Raw genomic sequence first — 16,602 nt, forward strand, 5'->3', positions numbered from 1 at the left:
CAGACTAGAATTCCTCCCACTCCTCAGAGCTATCAGAAAACTTATTACCAGCTGGCATCGACTTGTGCTCTAGCTTGTTGTCACTACTTTTTGTCTTTGGTCCCATGCCGACAGCAGGAGCCGCTGAAGACTGTGTTGGTAACATAGAGTGTTCCTTATTATCTATCACAAAAAAGTGTAATAGCTTACGCATATCATTCGCTTGCTCCGCCATTGACTCACCAGCGGCAGATGCTTGTTCAACTAAAGCAGCGTTCTGTTGTGTCATTTCGTCCATTTGGGCAACCGCTTTATTGACTTGCTCAATACCAGAACTTTGCTCAACTGACGCTTCTGCGATATCTGAAATCATTTCAGTAACGCGCTTCACCGAAGCAACTATATCTTTCAAGGTTGCACCAGACTCATTTACCAATAATGTACCATCTTCAACTTTGCCAACACTGTCACGGATCAAATCTTTGATCTCTTTTGCTGCACCGGCAGAGCGCTGTGCCAAATTACGTACCTCACCTGCAACCACCGCAAAACCTCGACCTTGCTCTCCAGCTCTAGCGGCCTCCACCGCCGCATTCAAGGCTAATAGGTTGGTTTGGAAAGCTATTTCATCAATCACGCCGATAATATCAGCAATCTTTTTGCTTGATTCATTAATGGCTGACATACTCTCAACCGCTCTGCTTACAACTTCACCACCTTGGATGGCCTTATCACAAGTTTCTTCAGCAAGCCCATTTGCCACTTTTGCGTTATCTGCATTTTGTTTCACTGTACTTGTCATTTGCTCCATACTTGAAGCCGTTTCTTCTAGTGATGACGCCTGCTCTTCTGTACGTTGACTTAAGTCAGCATTACCTTGTGAAATCTCCTCAGCTCCACTGGCAACAAGACCTGCAGAGGAGCTAATCTTGTTAATAACTTCAGTGAGTTTGTCCGCTGTGCTATTCGCATCACGCTTTAATTTCTCAAATGCCCCTTGATACTCACCTGTAATGCGACGAGTTAGATTACCATTGGCTAAGGCATCAAGCATTTGAGCGGTATCTGAGACAGCATCATCAACTATGCTGACCAACTGGTTTAAGCCTTTTGTTAGACGTAAATAGAACCCTTCTTTTCCGTGTTCATCAAGACGAACTCCTAGATCTCCACCTCCCGCAGATGCAACCAAATCATTCACTTCTTGTTCAATTGCAACTTCATCGGTTCTATCATCCCATTCCACAACAGTACCAATTCGCTCGCCGTCACTGATTATAGGGTTCGCCACTAAACCAAAGGTTCTACCACCAACTACTATTTCTGTGCTGTAGGCTGATGTTAATTTAGCAAGCATACCTCTTTGGTGTGCTGGATTTTTGTGGAACACATCTATGTTGGCACCGATAAGGTTATTTGCATCAAATTGAGGTAAGTCTTTGCGGATATCACGCTCCGCATTACGCATCATTCCTAATACGGCTTTGTTCATATAGACGATGTCATGATTGTGATTTGCAATCATGGTATTTGTAGCAACATTATCAAGCGCTCGTTTGACTCTCAGGTTTTCATATGCGTTTTCGCGCTCTTCTTGCTCCCTGATAAGTCTTTGTGTTTTGTCTTCCCACTCAACAACTGTACCTAAACGATTATTTTCCTCATCGAACACTGGTGTTGCAATGAGCCCAAACGTAAACCCTGCCACTTCTATATCTGTATTGTATGTATTGGTTAAGCCTTCTAGCATTTTACGCTGATGACTTGGATTGGCATGAAATACATCTATACATTCACCAATAAGCTTCTTAGCATCAAAGTTAGGTAAAGCCTCACGAAGCTGAGCCTGATTATCACTTAGCATTTTCAAAACTGAATGATTGGCATAAACAATATTGCAATCCCCATCTGCGAGCATGACATTTGCTTGGCAGACATCCAACGCACTCGTGATCCTCGCATTATTTGCAGCGAGCGTGGCTTGCTTCTGCTCAAAAGCCAGTTTCTCAGTAACATCTTTCCATTCTACCAATGTAGCAATACGTTCATTGTCAGAGTTAAATACAGGAGTTGCAATCAAGTCAAATGTCAAACCAGCAACATTTATTTGCGTGGTATACACACGGTTAAGCGTTGCCAAAATACTTCTTTGATGGGCTGGGTTATGGTGAAATTCGTCGATGTTAGTGCCCACCAAACTATCAACATTAAATTGGGGTAAACTCTCTTGTAATTTACTTTCGTTAGCCTTGAGCATCTTTTTAACAGATTCATTCAAGTAAGTAATATTTAAGTTTGTGTCTGCCATCATAATATTTGCTTGGCAGGTATGAAGTGCATTCAACAAGCTCTCGATATGATCTTTATCCTCAGTATGACCCGTGTCTACCGTATTAACTCGAGCAAGCTCAGGTAAAGCACTTAAATCTAGCCTCGACACCATATCTGGCTCGGTGAGCTGCAAATAAGGTAATGCAGCATTCAAACATGCTAGCTTATTTGTTGCTGTATCAAGTACTCGCTTCAAGTACAGTATAGCGACCAACACTGCAACAACAGGAAAACTGATAATTAAGCCGTTTTCAGCATTAATCGTTACGCCTAAAAATTGAAAAGTACCGATGATGACGGCCACCAGCACTACCCCAACAATTAACAACTTATTATTGATATCACTTTGCATGCTTTCACCTTTTCCGTTATTCCTAACTTTGCGCGACTTGTTTTGAGTTTAGGTCTAGTACTTTTGCTAAGTTAAGCAACACAACCATTTTTTCACCTACATTAACGAGTCCATCTACATATTGCCCGTTATCTGAATCTTGAAAATCCGGCACATCTTTTGCCTTCTCTTGCGAAATGCTATACACATCTGATACGGCATCAACTACCAATCCCATAACCTTTTGCTGTTCCCTGATTTGTACTGAAACAACAATTACAACCGTCAATGGACCATAGCTAATACTCTGTATTCCGAATCTCAACCTTAAATCTATGATTGGCACGATCGTGCCGCGTAAATTGATTGCCCCCTTAACAAAGTTAGGGGAGTTTGGGATGGCTGTTACATCTTCCCAGCCCCGAATTTCTTGCACAGCCAAAATATCTAAACCATATTCTTCATCAGCCATCATGAATGTTAGATATTGATTCTCATCTTGCTGCTTTCTCAAATTTAGCTGATGATTTAAATCCTTTTGTTCACTCATTAAGCCACCTCATTACTATGTTGTTCCACTAGCAACTCTTGTGACCCTGGACGTTTTAATCCACTTAGTTTTATTAAGCCTGATATATCAACTATCAATGAGACTCGGCCATCACCCAATATCGTGGCACCCGATATACCATCAACTTTTTGATAGTTGGCTTCTAGGCTTTTAATCACAACCTGCTGTTGTGCTAGTAAATCATCCACCAATAAACCGACTTTGTGATTATCACTTTCAACCACCACCAGCAGTGTTTTATCCAACTCCTCTATCGCGCCCTGATGATTCAAGATCTCATATAAACGGAGGATCGGAATATACTCATCTCGCAGTCTAAGTACATCAAGATCTTTACCGACTCGACTCACTTTGCTGATATCTATTTGCAGCGATTCAACAATAGATATCAGTGGAATGATATAGGTATGCTGTGCAACTTGGACAAGCTGACCGTCAAGGATAGCCAACGTCAGCGGCAATCGAATAGTGAAAGTAGATCCAACTCCACGCGCTGACGACACTTCAACAGATCCGTTCAAGGCTTGAATATTTCGTCTGACAACATCCATGCCTACACCACGTCCTGAAATATCGCTTACTTCATCTGCCGTAGAAAAACCTGGCATGAATATCAGTTCATTTATTTCATCGCTACTGAGTTCTTCATGCGCTTGTATGAGTCCATTATCAATAGCCTTTTGTCGGATCTTCTCTGTATTTAGACCCTGACCATCATCCATAATTTCAATCACAATATTCCCCCCTTGATGGAACGCATTAAGCGTCACAGTACCCACAGGGTCTTTTCCCGCTGCAATTCGCTGCTCGGGTATTTCTAAGCCATGATCTAGAGAATTTCGAACTAAATGAACCATAGGATCGGATATCTTCTCCATGACTGTTTTGTCTAACTCTGTTTGCTCACCAAGTAACTTCAGCTCCACCTGCTTGTTAAGTTTTTGCGAAATATCTCTTACAAGACGTGGAAATCGACTGAACACAAAGCTAATTGGTAACATTCTGATCCGCATTACATTCTCTTGTAAATCGCGGGTATTATGGGCCAACTGCGCAAGCCCTTCTTGTAAGGCTGTAATTGTCGACTCGGTAATTTCTTGCTCACCTATCTGACTCAACATGGCCTGTGTGATTACCAATTCACCTACCATGTTGATCAATGAATCAACTTTATCTATCCCAACTCGGATAGAATTAGATGTGGAAGAGTCGCTACTCTTTTTACTTTCTGCTTTTTTTACGAGCTCTTTGTTAGTAGCGGGCGATGATCCAGTTGCAGCTGTTGGAGTTGGAGTTTTATGCACTGACTGCTGTTCACTTTCTTCAGATACAGCCCCTCTCTCACCTTCAAAAATACCGCCACACACTCCAATGGTGATTTCGGCATCATCTTCTACCCACTCGAATATTTCCTCAATGGCCCTTTGCTCTTTATCCGTTGTTAAAAAAAAGCGCCAACTTAAAAAACACTCATCAGGGTGCAATTGGTGAATATCCGGCACAGCATCATAAAATGCTTTTGTTTCAATATCTCCAAGCTCTCCTAGCTCACTGATCATAAACAGCGGCTCATTTCCTGTTTTAAAAAGATGAGGCTTAGGTTTGAAATCAATTTGATACGTATTAAGTGTTACTTCTGCTGCTGCACTCGAGGAGTCATCTGATACTGAAGCACTTTGCATACCAAGAATGGCCTCAAATTTCCCCCGTAATGCATCAGCTTCTTCCAGATCTGGGGTTTCTTCAGCTTGCAGTGCTCTGAGCAATGTTCGTAAACAATCAACTGATTTAAGCAATAAATTTACATACTCGGTAGTCAGATCCCGTTGCCCATCGCGGATTTGATCCAAAAGAGTTTCAAGTACATGAGTAAAATCAGAAACAGATGTAAAGCCAAACGTACCACTGCCCCCTTTAATTGAATGGGCTGCCCTAAAAATAGTGTTTATTGTCTCTTTATCTTCAGTGCCTGGTTCTAAATTTAAAAGCTCAGACTCCATTGCGTCCAAACCTTCAAAACTTTCTTCAAAAAAAACCTCAAAAAACTGGCTCAGATCGATACTCATAAACCCAGCTCCTCAGTTTAGCGAATTACTTTTTTTAACACCGCTAATAACTGCTCGGGATTAAACGGCTTTACTATCCAACCTGTAGCACCAGCGGCTTTGCCCTCTGTTTTTTTGTCTAGGCCAGATTCAGTAGTAAGCATTAGTAAAGGAGTAAATTTATAGTTAGGTAAGTTGCGCAACTCTCTAATCAAAGTGATACCATCCATGACTGGCATGTTCACATCTGAGATCACAGCATCAAAGCCCTGTTGTTTTGCAATACTGAGCGCTTCGCTACCATCGCGAGCTTCGGTTACATCAAACCCCGCCTTCTTAAGTGTAAAGCCAACCATTTGTCTCATTGATGCTGAATCATCTACTGCCAAAATTTTCTTCATACCAACCCCTTAATTTGTACCATCCAGAGCTAAAAATTCCGTTAAACCAAGTTCTTCCACTGCATGAGAGAGGGCTTGACTCTGTCCATGCCATAGTATTTTGTGGCTGACTGTAAAAAGGTGCTTTTGCAATGCGCAAAGCAACTGGATTGATGCTGTATCAATACGGCTTACATCAGATACATCGACACATACATCCTGATCAGTCTCTAATTCCTGAAGTAGTTGCTGATGCAGTTCTTCGACCTGACTAACAGCTAATTCTGAAGGAAGTTTTAACATATGTGGGCACAGTTCTGATTTATATACTCATAAATTTAGCTTAGACGCTGATCACGAAAAAGCCATAAAACTTGCGACAAGAAAGACAAATTAATGAAGGTGTTAGGAAAAGTATGTGGTGGCAATGCGCCACCATCAATTACTCAGCATATTGCGAGGCAACTATTTTGAAATCCTCAACTATTAAATCACTATTAATCAATGGGACTTCATTAGGCAAAAACTGTGCTTTAAAGATAGCACTTAACGCTCCACTTGGATTTATCAAGGCAACTGATGCACTATGGTCTACATAATAGTCTTTACTATCACTATTATTAATAGCGTAGATTAATCCCATATTTCTTACTAATGGAAACAGTTGAACATGGTCATTACTCAATGCTTTGAAATCACCATTAAAATAATCGATATACGCTTTGCGCTTTTGAACATCATCTCTTTTGGGATCGACCGAAATAAACCAGACATCGATAGGATAAAAGCTTTTCAGTTGTTCATAGACATTTGTAAGTTTTGCCAGTGTCATAGGGCAAATATCTGGACAATGGGTATACCCTAAAAAGACTAAAGTCCACTGTCCCATTAAAGCTTGCTCTGTGACCAAGTTGCTGTTTTGATCATATAACTCGAAATTGGAAAGTACTTTTGCTTGTTGATAATGAAGTGTATGCTCAGACACCTCGACAGGCTCTGAGCATGATACCAAAAACATTAATATAGCAGCCCAACAAGCCCTCATTACATCCACCATTTATCAATAAATAACGCTACGAATAGTATCAGTAAATAACTGATAGAAAAACGAAAAAGCGCCATAGCCCGTTGCTCACATTGATGCAAATACAGGTTAATACTTTTGCCGACAAATAAGACATTAAGTACCACAGCGGACAGCAAATAAATCCACCCTGACATACCAATTAAGTAGGGCAGCATACATACTATCGCCAATAAAACGCTATAGGCGATAATGCAAAGCTTTGTAAATGCTACACCGTGGGTAACTGGCAACATGGGAATGTTAGCTCTTTGATAGTCATTCTTTCTAGCTATTGCTAATGCCCAAAAGTGTGGAGGTGTCCATGTAAAAATTATCATCACCAACAACCATGGTGGCGCACTTAAACTCCCTGTCTCGCTGACCCAGCCTAATAACGGTGGCATAGCACCAGCTAAGCCCCCAATCACAATATTTTGCGGTGTGGCCCGTTTAAGGAATAGGGTATATACCACCGCATATCCAACCAGCGCCCCAAGTGTTAATAAAGTACACAGCAAATTACTCCAAATCAGCAGTAATGCACAACCAATCACCGCAATAATAAAGGCAAATATCAATGCTGAACCAATGCTGAGCTGTGAGGTTGCAATTGGGCGGTGGCGTGTACGTGCCATTTTTTTATCAATTTCTCTATCTACGACATGATTCACCGCAGCAGCAGAGGCTGAAAGCAAACCAATTCCCAATAAGCTCATCATCTGTGCGAGCCAACCACGCTGCATATCTGGAGCCAAAGCGATGCCAATCCATGCTGTTAGTACCAGCATAAGCACAACTTTGATCTTACAGATTTCTAAATAGTTACTTAGAGTCAGTTTAGAGGCCAAGTGCCACTTTTGAGATAATTCTAATACAGTCATATTGTAGCTCCTTGTTTTGCAGCTAATAAAAAGCATAATCTAACCATGCTCAGTAATAGCAACGCGGCCATCACATTATGAAAAAGAGTAAGTAGTAGTGGAAACTGTAAATGTACTATCAACCCCCCTAGGAAAAGCTGTGCAAAAAGCACACAAAACACTAAAATAACGGCACTTTTTATCTTAGAACAGCTCTGTGCTCTATATATTTTCCAACCAACCCAAACAATGGTAAGCGCCGTAACCATCGCCCATAGACGGTGGATAAAGTGAATAGATAATCTAGTTTCAAATGGCAACACACCGAATTCGTAGTTGCTTTGCCCTACAGGTAAGTGAAATAAACTCTCGATGGAGAAAAGCTCTATGTTGCTACACACTGGTAATCCAGAGCAGTGAGGGGCAGCATAATTTGCAGCAACCCATCCACCTAGGGCAATTTGGATCACTAGTACAATCAATGCACCTATCGACAACAAAAAGTGTGAAGAATTGGCAGCTGCGGCGATGTTAGACGGTTGATGAACGCGCAAATACATAAGTACCAACAGAGCTAAAATTGTAAACCCGCCTAATAAATGTCCCATCACAACAAATGGTTGAAGGTTCATGGTAACCGTCCACATACCCAGCATCCCCTGAAATAGCACCATCACCATCAATAGTAACGAATGCTTCAAAGGCACGGCGGCATCATTGCTGCTCATATTCCTTCGCTGCCTAAAAGCGACAACACACAAAACCACAATCATTAACCCCAACAACGACGCAAAGTAGCGATGTATCATTTCGATCCAGGCCTTTTTTGGCTCTACTTGGGCATTTGGAAAGTTCTTTTCTACAACAGATAATTCATGAGACTCATTCGGCACAGTTAAAAATCCGTAGCAACCCGGCCAATCAGGGCAACCCAACCCAGCATTACTTAGACGCGTGTATGCGCCCAGCGATACCACTAACAAAGCAAGCGTACACGCTGCTAAAATAAGTAACTTATATCCTTTATTCATTTAGACTCCTTAGCTACTACGCGCATATTTCAATAGTTTTTTTAAATCTTTAAGTAAACCTTTTTGCTCAAGTCGATTTTTTTCTTCATCTTGGTAATACTGATATTGCAATACCATAAGCCCACGGTGGTCTATCAAATAAAGATGTGCTTCTGGTAGTTCTTCTTCCAATTGGTAGCTTTGGTATTGGCTAAGAGCTGTTACTTCATGGCTGCGATTTAGTACAGCAAGGCCTACATGTTTTTGATGCTTACCAAGTGCTGTGTATAAATTTTGCAACGCACTTAATTGAGCCTCACATGCATTTAGACAAGAGTCCGGCGCATTGATAGCTATAGTCCACAACTCACTGTTTTGAACATGCCAACTCGGTACACGTACCTCCGATTGTAAAAATTGTCCATGATTGGTTGTGTGCTCTGGTAACCATTCCAACTTTACCGCTGTATAGGCAAGTGCCAAAGGCACGACACAGCAACCAATAAATACACCTAAAGGTTTTGAAATCATTCGTGCTCTCCTTTTTTTATCGCGAAATATGCCACCAAAGCCGCCGCCATAGCGATTAACAACCACTGCAATGCATAGGCTTTATGCTTTTGCGGGGGCATAACCACATGTGTGTAATGAGGAGTGGCAATGATTGGACTGCTTCCATGTTGATAAGCCACCAATGGAAATATTTGCTCATCAGTGCGCATACTAAGAAAATCAATATCGATGTATTGCAGAAGTTGTGGCTGTATGGGATCCATACTAGGTTCTGGCGCAAGCGTAAAGCCAGCTATATCCTTGGACTTAATGACTACCTGCAGCGAAACCTGTTGCTCTGGCAACTCAATATTGGGGATCTGACGTTCACTAATAGGTCGAATAAAACCAAGATTAACGAGTACTTTTTTCTGGGTGAACCCATTTAAAGCAAACAACGCAAGTACATCAAACCCCACTTGACCGTTTAAAGTTTGGTTATCTAAAAACCAAATAAAAGAAGGTAAAAATCGACCGTTGATGGTGGTTAAAAGACCATTATTTTGCGAGGCAGGTAACGCTAAAACTTGCTCAGCTGCAAAGTTTAATTGCTTTTCCTGTTGTGCTAGCAAGTGCGCCTTATCTTGTGCCCTTTGCCACTGCCATGCGGCCAGTGCTAAACAAGTACATATTACGATTGTGACTAACAACAAAGTAATAACTGAACTAAACTTGAGCTTAACTTTTTGCTGCATAAGGACTCACTATGCTTATTAAAATTATTATTATTTTTTTACTACTTTTTATTATTTTTAACTTATTTAGAGCGCTATTTCTGATGCTGAAAAACCCAAGTGATGGTAAACCAATGTCTTTCTATTTGGGCCGCCGTGTAATATTCTCCGCCATTGTTTTGTTGATAATAATTGTTGCTGCACAGTTGGGTGCGATTAAACTTAACCGCACCCCAGTACTTACAACACATATACAAATACAAATAAGCACAACCACACAACATCGACAAAATGCCAATACCAAGCCGCTGCTTGAAATGCAAAATGTTGCTTAGAATCTAAGTGACCTTTGAAAATACGTATTAACACTATCAGCAATAACACGGTCCCTAATGTCACGTGCATACCATGAAAACCAGTTAGCATGAAGAATGTGTTGCCATAGATACCAGCCTGTAATGTCAGGTCTAAATCCTGATAAGCGTGAACATATTCAAGTACCTGCAAAGCTAAGAAGATACTCCCTAACACCACGGTAGACCCGAGGAATAGCTTCACTTTTGCTCGCTGATCTTTTTCAATAGCTACATGCGCAAAATGTATTGTGACCGATGAACTGAGTAGAATTAAGGTATTGATAAGTGGTAAGCCTTCCCATCCCATAGCCTGGGTTGTCTCACCAGCTGGCGTCGAAAGTAATGGCCAAACGGCTTCAAAAGCTGGCCACAGCACTTCATTAGTCATCGCATTATTGCCTTCCCCTCCAAGCCAAGGTACCGACAACACTCGCGCATAAAACAAAGCGCCAAAAAACGCACAAAAGAACATGACTTCCGAAAATATAAACCAGCTCATGCCTTGTCTAAATGAGCGATCCATTTGCTTTGAGTACAAACCTGTTTGCGACTCGTGAATGACGTTTTTAATCCATCCATAGAGCATGTAAAAAAGTATACCGAGCCCAGCATAAAGGACATACTGACCGCTACTCGCGTCACTGGACAACTGCATGACAGTTAAGCCAGCTCCCGCTGCAATTAAGAACATTGCCACAGCACCTACAATCGGCCAATGGCTTTGCTCCGGAACATAGTAATTCTCATATTTTTCCATAATTATCTCCTAACCTGCCTGTTGCTTAGCCTCTACCGTGCTACGAGCGGTACTTTCGCTAATATCAAATACGGTATACGACAGGGTAAGCTCTTCAATTTCTTCTGGAAGCTCGGTATCCACATAAAATACTAATGTGAACTCAACCTCCTGATTCGCTTCAAAGGCCTGTTGATCAAAACAAAAACAAGCCATTTTGTGTAAATACTTAGCAGCCTTACCAGGGCTCACCGAAGGAACAGCTTGCATCACGCGCGCTTGGGAACTCATATTCTTTGCACTGAATTTAACTTCCGCCATTTCCCCGGGCTTAACGTTTACGCTGTATTGATGAGATTTAACCTCAAACGGCGCGCTTTGCTGACTGTGCGTCGTAAAGCTCACATCGACGCTTCGAGTGTTAACCATGTTTTGGCTTGCATTGGCAGCTTCAAGCGATGGCTTGCCGTTGAGTCCTGTGACATCACAAAACACGTCATATAAAGGCACTAGAGCAAAAGCAAAGGCAAACATGCCAATGACCACCAGTGTCAATTTTTTTAACAAGCCACTGTGCACCATTACTTCACCTCTGGCGGTGTTGAGAAGGTATGATAAGGAGCAGGTGATGGTACTTCCCACTCAAGACCTTCTGCTCCATCCCATACTTTGTTTGGCACCGACTCGCCACCTTTTGCACATTTATATACCACCAGCACAAAGAGTAGCTGTGATAGTCCAAAGGCAAAGCCGCCAATACTGATGATCGCGTTAAAATCAGCAAATTGCAGCGCATAATCAGGGATCCGTCTTGGCATTCCTGCCAGACCAACAAAGTGCATAGGGAAGAACAGCACATTGACACTTACAAGAGATAACCAAAAATGCCATTTTGCCAGCGTGGTGTTGTACATATGACCTGTCCATTTAGGAAGCCAATAGTAAGCTGCAGCCATAATAGAAAAGATAGCTCCCGTCACTAAAACATAATGGAAGTGCGCGACCACAAAATAGGTATCGTGATACTGGAAGTCGGCAGGAGTAATAGCCAGCATAAGTCCAGAAAACCCACCTAATGTAAATAACACGATAAAAGCGATGGCAAATAACATCGGTACTTCGAAGCTAATCGATCCTCGCCACATTGTCGCAACCCAGTTAAACACCTTAACGCCTGTTGGTACCGAAATCAGCATTGTGGCGTACATAAAGAATAACTCGCCTGCCAATGGCATTCCTGTTGTGAACATGTGATGAGCCCACACGATGAAAGATAGCAGTGCGATTGAAGATGTGGCGTATACCATCGACGCGTAACCAAACAACTTTTTGCGCGAAAATGTAGGTATTATGGTCGAAATGATGCCAAATGCCGGTAGGATCATGATGTACACTTCAGGATGCCCAAAGAACCAGAAGATATGCTGGAACATTACAGGGTCGCCACCACCTGCAGCGTCAAAGAAACTCGTACCAAAGTATTTATCGGTTAACACCATCGTGACCGCACCAGCCAATACTGGCATGACGGCAATTAACAAGAATGCTGTTATCAACCAGGTCCACACGAATAAAGGCAACTTCATCCATGTCATCCCTGGAGCTCGCAAATTCACTATGGTAACGATAACGTTAATCGCCCCCATGATCGAACTGATCCCCATAATATGTACAGCAAACACAAACAAGGCGGTATTATCATTGCTATAGGTGGTAGATAGTGGCGCATAGAAAGTCCAACCAAATGCAGGGCCGCCGCCTTCCATAAATAGTGACAACAATAGGATGGCAAATGCAAAGGGCAGTATCCAAAAGCTCCAGTTGTTCATTCTTGGTAATGCCATATCTGGCGCGCCAATCATCATAGGTACCATCCAGTTTGCCAAGCCGGTGAATGCGGGCATCACAGCACCAAAGACCATTATTAAGCCATGTACAGTGGTCATCTGATTAAAGAAATGTGGATCAACTAATTGCAAACCGGGCTGAAAGAGTTCGGCGCGGATCACCATTGCCATTGCCCCACCGACTAAGAACATGGTTAGTGAAAAAATCAGGTACAATGTACCTATATCTTTATGGTTTGTTGTATACAACCAACGTTTTATGCCCTTAGCGCCGTGATGTTCATGATGACTGCTCTGTGATTCTGCTACTGTACTCATTGGCTGGCCTCCTTATTCGCATCTATGCGCGCTTGCACTTCGCTAGGTTGTATTACTTGGTCTAAATCATTCCCCCAGCTGTTACGCTTAAAGGTTACAACGCCTGCTATTTCTTTAATTGATAACTGCTTGGCAAATGCCTGCATTGCAGTTCCTGGTTTACCGTGCAAAATAATATCGATGTGATCTTTAACGTCACCTAACACAATAGGGCTATTTTTAAGTGCGGGGAATACTCCAGGAAGCCCCATGCCTGTAGGCTGGTGGCAGGCTGAACAATACGCCATATACACTTTTTCACCCGAGCTCATTAATTCCTCTTTGCTTAATGTCTGATCCAACAATGCCGCACTTGCCGCTGCCTCATCAAGCTTCTGCTGCTTGGCGTCTTGAAGCCAGCTATCAAACTCCTCAGGAGAACGTGCATCTACGACAACTGGCATAAAACCGTGATCTTTACCACACAGTTCAGCACACTGTCCGCGATATATGCCTGCTTCGTTTACTCTCGTCCAAGCCTCATTAATGAACCCTGGGTTAGCGTCTTTTTTAACTGCGAAATCTGGCACCCACCAAGAGTGAATAACATCATCAGAAGTCATTAAAAATCGTACTTTTCTATCTGTGGGAATGACGAGAGGCTTATCTACCTCCAGAAGATAATTTTCTGTTTTCGCCTCTTGATCATTGATTTGCTCTACTGGCGTGGACAAAATGGAATAAAAATCCACGTCATGACCCATGTACTCGTAGTGCCATTTCCATTGAGAGCCAGTCACTTTTATGGTCAAGTCCGCCTTACTAACGTCTTCCATAGCTATCAACGTTTTTGTGGCTGGAATGGCCATCACTACCAAAATTAAAAAAGGAATTGCAGTCCAAAGAATCTCTACTTTTGTACTCTCATGAAACTGCGCGGGTTGCGCCCCTTTTGACTTTCGGTGATGTATCATTGCCCAAAACATCACAGCAAATACAACCACTCCGATCGCACAGCAGATCAAAAATATGGTCATATGAAGCTGATAAACGTTCTGGCTGATATCAGTAACACCTTCACGCATATTGAATGCGCTATTGCCATAGGTGACTAACGGATTAGTAAGCAATAAAGCACTCACTAACGATAGGTATTTTTTCATTTGACGTCTCCTGCGTTATCCATTTGCTGCCTGGGCCAAACGATGAATAACCATTATTATTATTTGGATGACTGTCTAACCGTGTGAAATGAATCACAAGTCAACTACACGACACTTAAACAATTAGACAATAAATAAACAATTGGCAAGTTTTGTCTGTTTTTCAAATAAATTCACGGAAGTGATTGATTGCTAGAAGAAGAGCTGCTCATTAGATTACAAAGAATATGGCTCCTGAAGCCTTAAACCGCGCGCTTAATGCCCTATTTTTGTATGGTTTAACTACCTTGTTAGACCAGTTATAGACTTTGCCACACAAACAGCAAATTTTATTACCCTGCATGGGCCGCAAATAATGATAGATAGATTATTGCAGTTTCTAGAAATTCCTTTTGCAATATATAGTTAGTTTATGCACATACAACATATTCTTACCACACAATGCTTCTCCTCTTAGCTGCCTTAAGTGAGTCGAAAAAACAACTATCACCAAATTGGTGATGCCACACCTGTAAACAATTCAGCACAAACCCGACACTTGACATCGAACAAAAAATAAACAATTAATTTACAAATAATGCACAACGACAGTATGGTTAAACGGCAATTGAATAAAAGGGATACAACATGAAAAAGACATCAACTCTCATATTTCTGACAACTATAAGCGCATCAGGCATGGTTGCTGCGCAAGGGCAAGACAGCCATGTTAATGATTTTAAGTTCAGCGAACTTGAGCTTGCAACACTGCCAGCATACTCAGTGCAACTCATCGATGAACAAAGCTTTTTATTTAACAATACGCTACAAGATTACGATTGGGATAGCTTTTTCCAAAGCTATGCGCCTCATCTATCGGACAAAAAAGAGGTTATCCTACACTGGGCAGGTTATAGCAGCATAAATCCTAAGCTGTTGATCGCGTTAATGGAACAACAAAGTCTGGTTATCAGCAATCCGACTAAGCAAAGCTTAACCGCTCCATTTGCCACGTTATCTTCTCGCTCTGGATTTAACAATCAGGTAGAAGATATTGCGCTATCACTAAGTAAGCGCTATTACTCATATCTAGAGCTAAGTGAAAAACTTGATGCTCGCAATACACCTTCGACTAATGCTGCCACCGTTGCACTTGTAAGCCTATTACAAAAACAGCCTCTTGGGCTGACCAAAGTCATCGCTCAGTATGAACAGTTATTTGACTATGACTCTTTGCTACTGAGTTCAGACTCGCAAGCAAATACAGCCATGGCGTCAGATTTTAAAGCACAAGCGGCATTCGGTATGCAACTACCTTGGCCATCTGGCTACGCATGGTACAGTGGTGGAGCTCATTCCAATACCGGTTCAGGATACCCGTACTCCTCACTAGACTTCAACAATGGGTCTGGTGGCTGGGGAAGTAACACTCCATGGGTTCAGGCTTCTCATGGAGGCACGGTAACCCGCTACTCCTCATGTAATATACGAGTTACTCACTCAAGCGGATATGCCACCCAGTACTATCATATGGATAGCCTGCAATATCAAAGCGGAGACGTGATCTCTGCGGGCGCATGGCTCGGTAGGTATGCAAACAGTCGCAATCAAGCACTCTGTCAGGGTGGCAGCTCAACTGGCCCACACGTACATTTCTCATTGCTCAGCAATGGTCGTTTTATTTCATTGCATAATTGGTATATCAGTGGCTACCGTATTGATGTCGGTAACAGTAATTATGACACCAATTGTTGGAATTTTTACTTTGAAAAAAATGGCTACAAGACCTGTGCTTGGAATCGACTGTATAAATAATTTAATCGCACACTCGCTAGCTATACTCCGGTGAGTGTGCACGTTTGATAGTAATTGTTTGCACAAGAGATAAATGTGCAATAAGTTCTACCATACTTTCGCTAGCTAAACGGTACTCGGCTTCCTCCAACACGCCTTTTTTGGTCCATGCAGATAGCATGATAGGCTGTATGAGCAAATCCTTTACGTGATAACACAGCGGGTGTTCAAATTGTGACAGTTGTTCATTTTGTGCCACCTGTGATTGTATGGCCTCATAAGGTAAGGATTGTAATGAATTTGATAGTGGCAGTAACCTAGCTACATAATCACTGCATTGCGGCTGTAACTCTACGAACAAAGCAACGATTGTTTGTGCTTGAATACTCAGCGCATCACTGTGCTTTTGAATGACACGAACATCAGCACCAATTTTCAATGACTCTAATAACTGCTGTGCCTGCTTATCAAAAGATTTCAGCAGATTAATAAAAGTGTCTGTCTGTTGTGATGCTTGTGCGTTTTGCCGCTCAATCGTCTTAGTAACAGACTCGCTGCAGCCAATACTTAAACCACACAGTAACAACACGATTGCCTGCTTATACATAAAATATTCTCACTTGTGCTCATA

Annotated in this window: 17 protein-coding genes; 2 read left to right on the forward strand and 15 right to left on the reverse strand. The window is 42.0% G+C overall.

The annotated features are described in order from the left end of the window. Positions 1-4: 4 nt before the first annotated feature. From BIW53_RS06085 to BIW53_RS06130, 10 genes are all read right to left on the reverse strand, one after another. Positions 5-2,662, reverse strand: coding sequence for a methyl-accepting chemotaxis protein (locus BIW53_RS06085; RefSeq protein ID WP_070990986.1), 2,658 nt, complete (start codon positions 2,660-2,662; stop codon positions 5-7). Between the two features lie 22 nt (positions 2,663-2,684). Next, a complete protein-coding gene (locus BIW53_RS06090; protein WP_070990987.1) occupies positions 2,685-3,191 on the reverse strand; it encodes a chemotaxis protein CheW in 507 nt (168 codons plus the stop codon). Then, the gene (locus tag BIW53_RS06095; protein ID WP_070990988.1) at positions 3,191-5,278 is read right to left on the reverse strand and encodes a chemotaxis protein CheA; all 2,088 of its coding nucleotides are present in this window, start codon (positions 5,276-5,278) and stop codon (positions 3,191-3,193) included. The genes BIW53_RS06090 and BIW53_RS06095 overlap by 1 nt, the downstream gene beginning before the upstream one ends. A gap of 17 nt (positions 5,279-5,295) precedes the next feature. Next, a complete protein-coding gene (locus tag BIW53_RS06100) occupies positions 5,296-5,658 on the reverse strand; it encodes a response regulator (protein WP_070990989.1) in 363 nt (120 codons plus the stop codon). Between the two features lie 9 nt (positions 5,659-5,667). After that, positions 5,668-5,940: an STAS domain-containing protein gene (locus BIW53_RS06105; RefSeq protein ID WP_070990990.1), complete on the reverse strand. Its 273-nt coding sequence runs from the start codon at positions 5,938-5,940 to the stop codon at positions 5,668-5,670. A gap of 139 nt (positions 5,941-6,079) precedes the next feature. Continuing rightward, on the reverse strand, positions 6,080-6,682 hold the full coding sequence (locus BIW53_RS06110; RefSeq protein ID WP_070990991.1) for an SCO family protein: 603 nt from the start codon (positions 6,680-6,682) through the stop codon (positions 6,080-6,082). Next, positions 6,682-7,584, reverse strand: coding sequence for a heme o synthase (cyoE, locus tag BIW53_RS06115; RefSeq protein WP_070990992.1), 903 nt, complete (start codon positions 7,582-7,584; stop codon positions 6,682-6,684). The genes BIW53_RS06110 and cyoE overlap by 1 nt, the downstream gene beginning before the upstream one ends. Beyond that, entirely contained in the window at positions 7,581-8,594 is a 1,014-nt protein-coding gene (locus BIW53_RS06120; RefSeq protein ID WP_070990993.1) for a COX15/CtaA family protein, read from the reverse strand. Before BIW53_RS06120 ends, cyoE begins: the two co-directional genes overlap by 4 nt. A gap of 9 nt (positions 8,595-8,603) precedes the next feature. Continuing rightward, on the reverse strand, positions 8,604-9,104 hold the full coding sequence (locus BIW53_RS06125) for a transmembrane cytochrome oxidase associated protein (protein ID WP_070990994.1): 501 nt from the start codon (positions 9,102-9,104) through the stop codon (positions 8,604-8,606). After that, the gene (locus tag BIW53_RS06130; protein WP_070990995.1) at positions 9,101-9,820 is read right to left on the reverse strand and encodes an SURF1 family protein; all 720 of its coding nucleotides are present in this window, start codon (positions 9,818-9,820) and stop codon (positions 9,101-9,103) included. The genes BIW53_RS06125 and BIW53_RS06130 overlap by 4 nt, the downstream gene beginning before the upstream one ends. Positions 9,821-9,831: 11 nt before the next feature. Here BIW53_RS06130 and BIW53_RS21255 point away from each other — a divergent pair, with 11 nt between their 5' ends. Further along, on the forward strand, positions 9,832-10,134 hold the full coding sequence (locus BIW53_RS21255) for a DUF2909 family protein (protein ID WP_084228088.1): 303 nt from the start codon (positions 9,832-9,834) through the stop codon (positions 10,132-10,134). Here the strand turns inward: BIW53_RS21255 and BIW53_RS06135 are convergent. The 4 genes from BIW53_RS06135 to coxB are packed head-to-tail and all read right to left on the reverse strand — an operon-like array spanning position 10,040 to position 14,198. Then, on the reverse strand, positions 10,040-10,915 hold the full coding sequence (locus tag BIW53_RS06135) for a cytochrome c oxidase subunit 3 (RefSeq protein ID WP_070990996.1): 876 nt from the start codon (positions 10,913-10,915) through the stop codon (positions 10,040-10,042). The two genes, BIW53_RS21255 and BIW53_RS06135, sit on opposite strands and share 95 nt — an antisense overlap. A gap of 6 nt (positions 10,916-10,921) precedes the next feature. Beyond that, the gene (locus tag BIW53_RS06140) at positions 10,922-11,473 is read right to left on the reverse strand and encodes a cytochrome c oxidase assembly protein (RefSeq protein WP_070990997.1); all 552 of its coding nucleotides are present in this window, start codon (positions 11,471-11,473) and stop codon (positions 10,922-10,924) included. Then, the gene (ctaD, locus tag BIW53_RS06145) at positions 11,473-13,056 is read right to left on the reverse strand and encodes a cytochrome c oxidase subunit I (RefSeq protein WP_070990998.1); all 1,584 of its coding nucleotides are present in this window, start codon (positions 13,054-13,056) and stop codon (positions 11,473-11,475) included. The genes BIW53_RS06140 and ctaD overlap by 1 nt, the downstream gene beginning before the upstream one ends. After that, positions 13,053-14,198 (reverse strand): cytochrome c oxidase subunit II, encoded by a 1,146-nt coding sequence (gene coxB / locus BIW53_RS06150; protein WP_070990999.1) that lies wholly within the window; start codon positions 14,196-14,198, stop codon positions 13,053-13,055. The genes ctaD and coxB overlap by 4 nt, the downstream gene beginning before the upstream one ends. Before the next feature lie 627 nt (positions 14,199-14,825). Here coxB and BIW53_RS06155 point away from each other — a divergent pair. Further along, entirely contained in the window at positions 14,826-15,992 is a 1,167-nt protein-coding gene (locus BIW53_RS06155; RefSeq protein ID WP_070991000.1) for a M23 family metallopeptidase, read from the forward strand. Positions 15,993-16,008: 16 nt separating this feature from the next. Here the strand turns inward: BIW53_RS06155 and BIW53_RS06160 are convergent, their stop codons facing one another. After that, positions 16,009-16,578, reverse strand: a complete 570-nt coding sequence (locus tag BIW53_RS06160) for a hypothetical protein (RefSeq protein WP_070991001.1) — start codon at positions 16,576-16,578, stop codon at positions 16,009-16,011. Positions 16,579-16,602: the final 24 nt, after the last annotated feature.

The organism is Pseudoalteromonas byunsanensis, from assembly GCF_001854475.1.
Classification (GTDB): domain Bacteria; phylum Pseudomonadota; class Gammaproteobacteria; order Enterobacterales; family Alteromonadaceae; genus Pseudoalteromonas; species Pseudoalteromonas byunsanensis.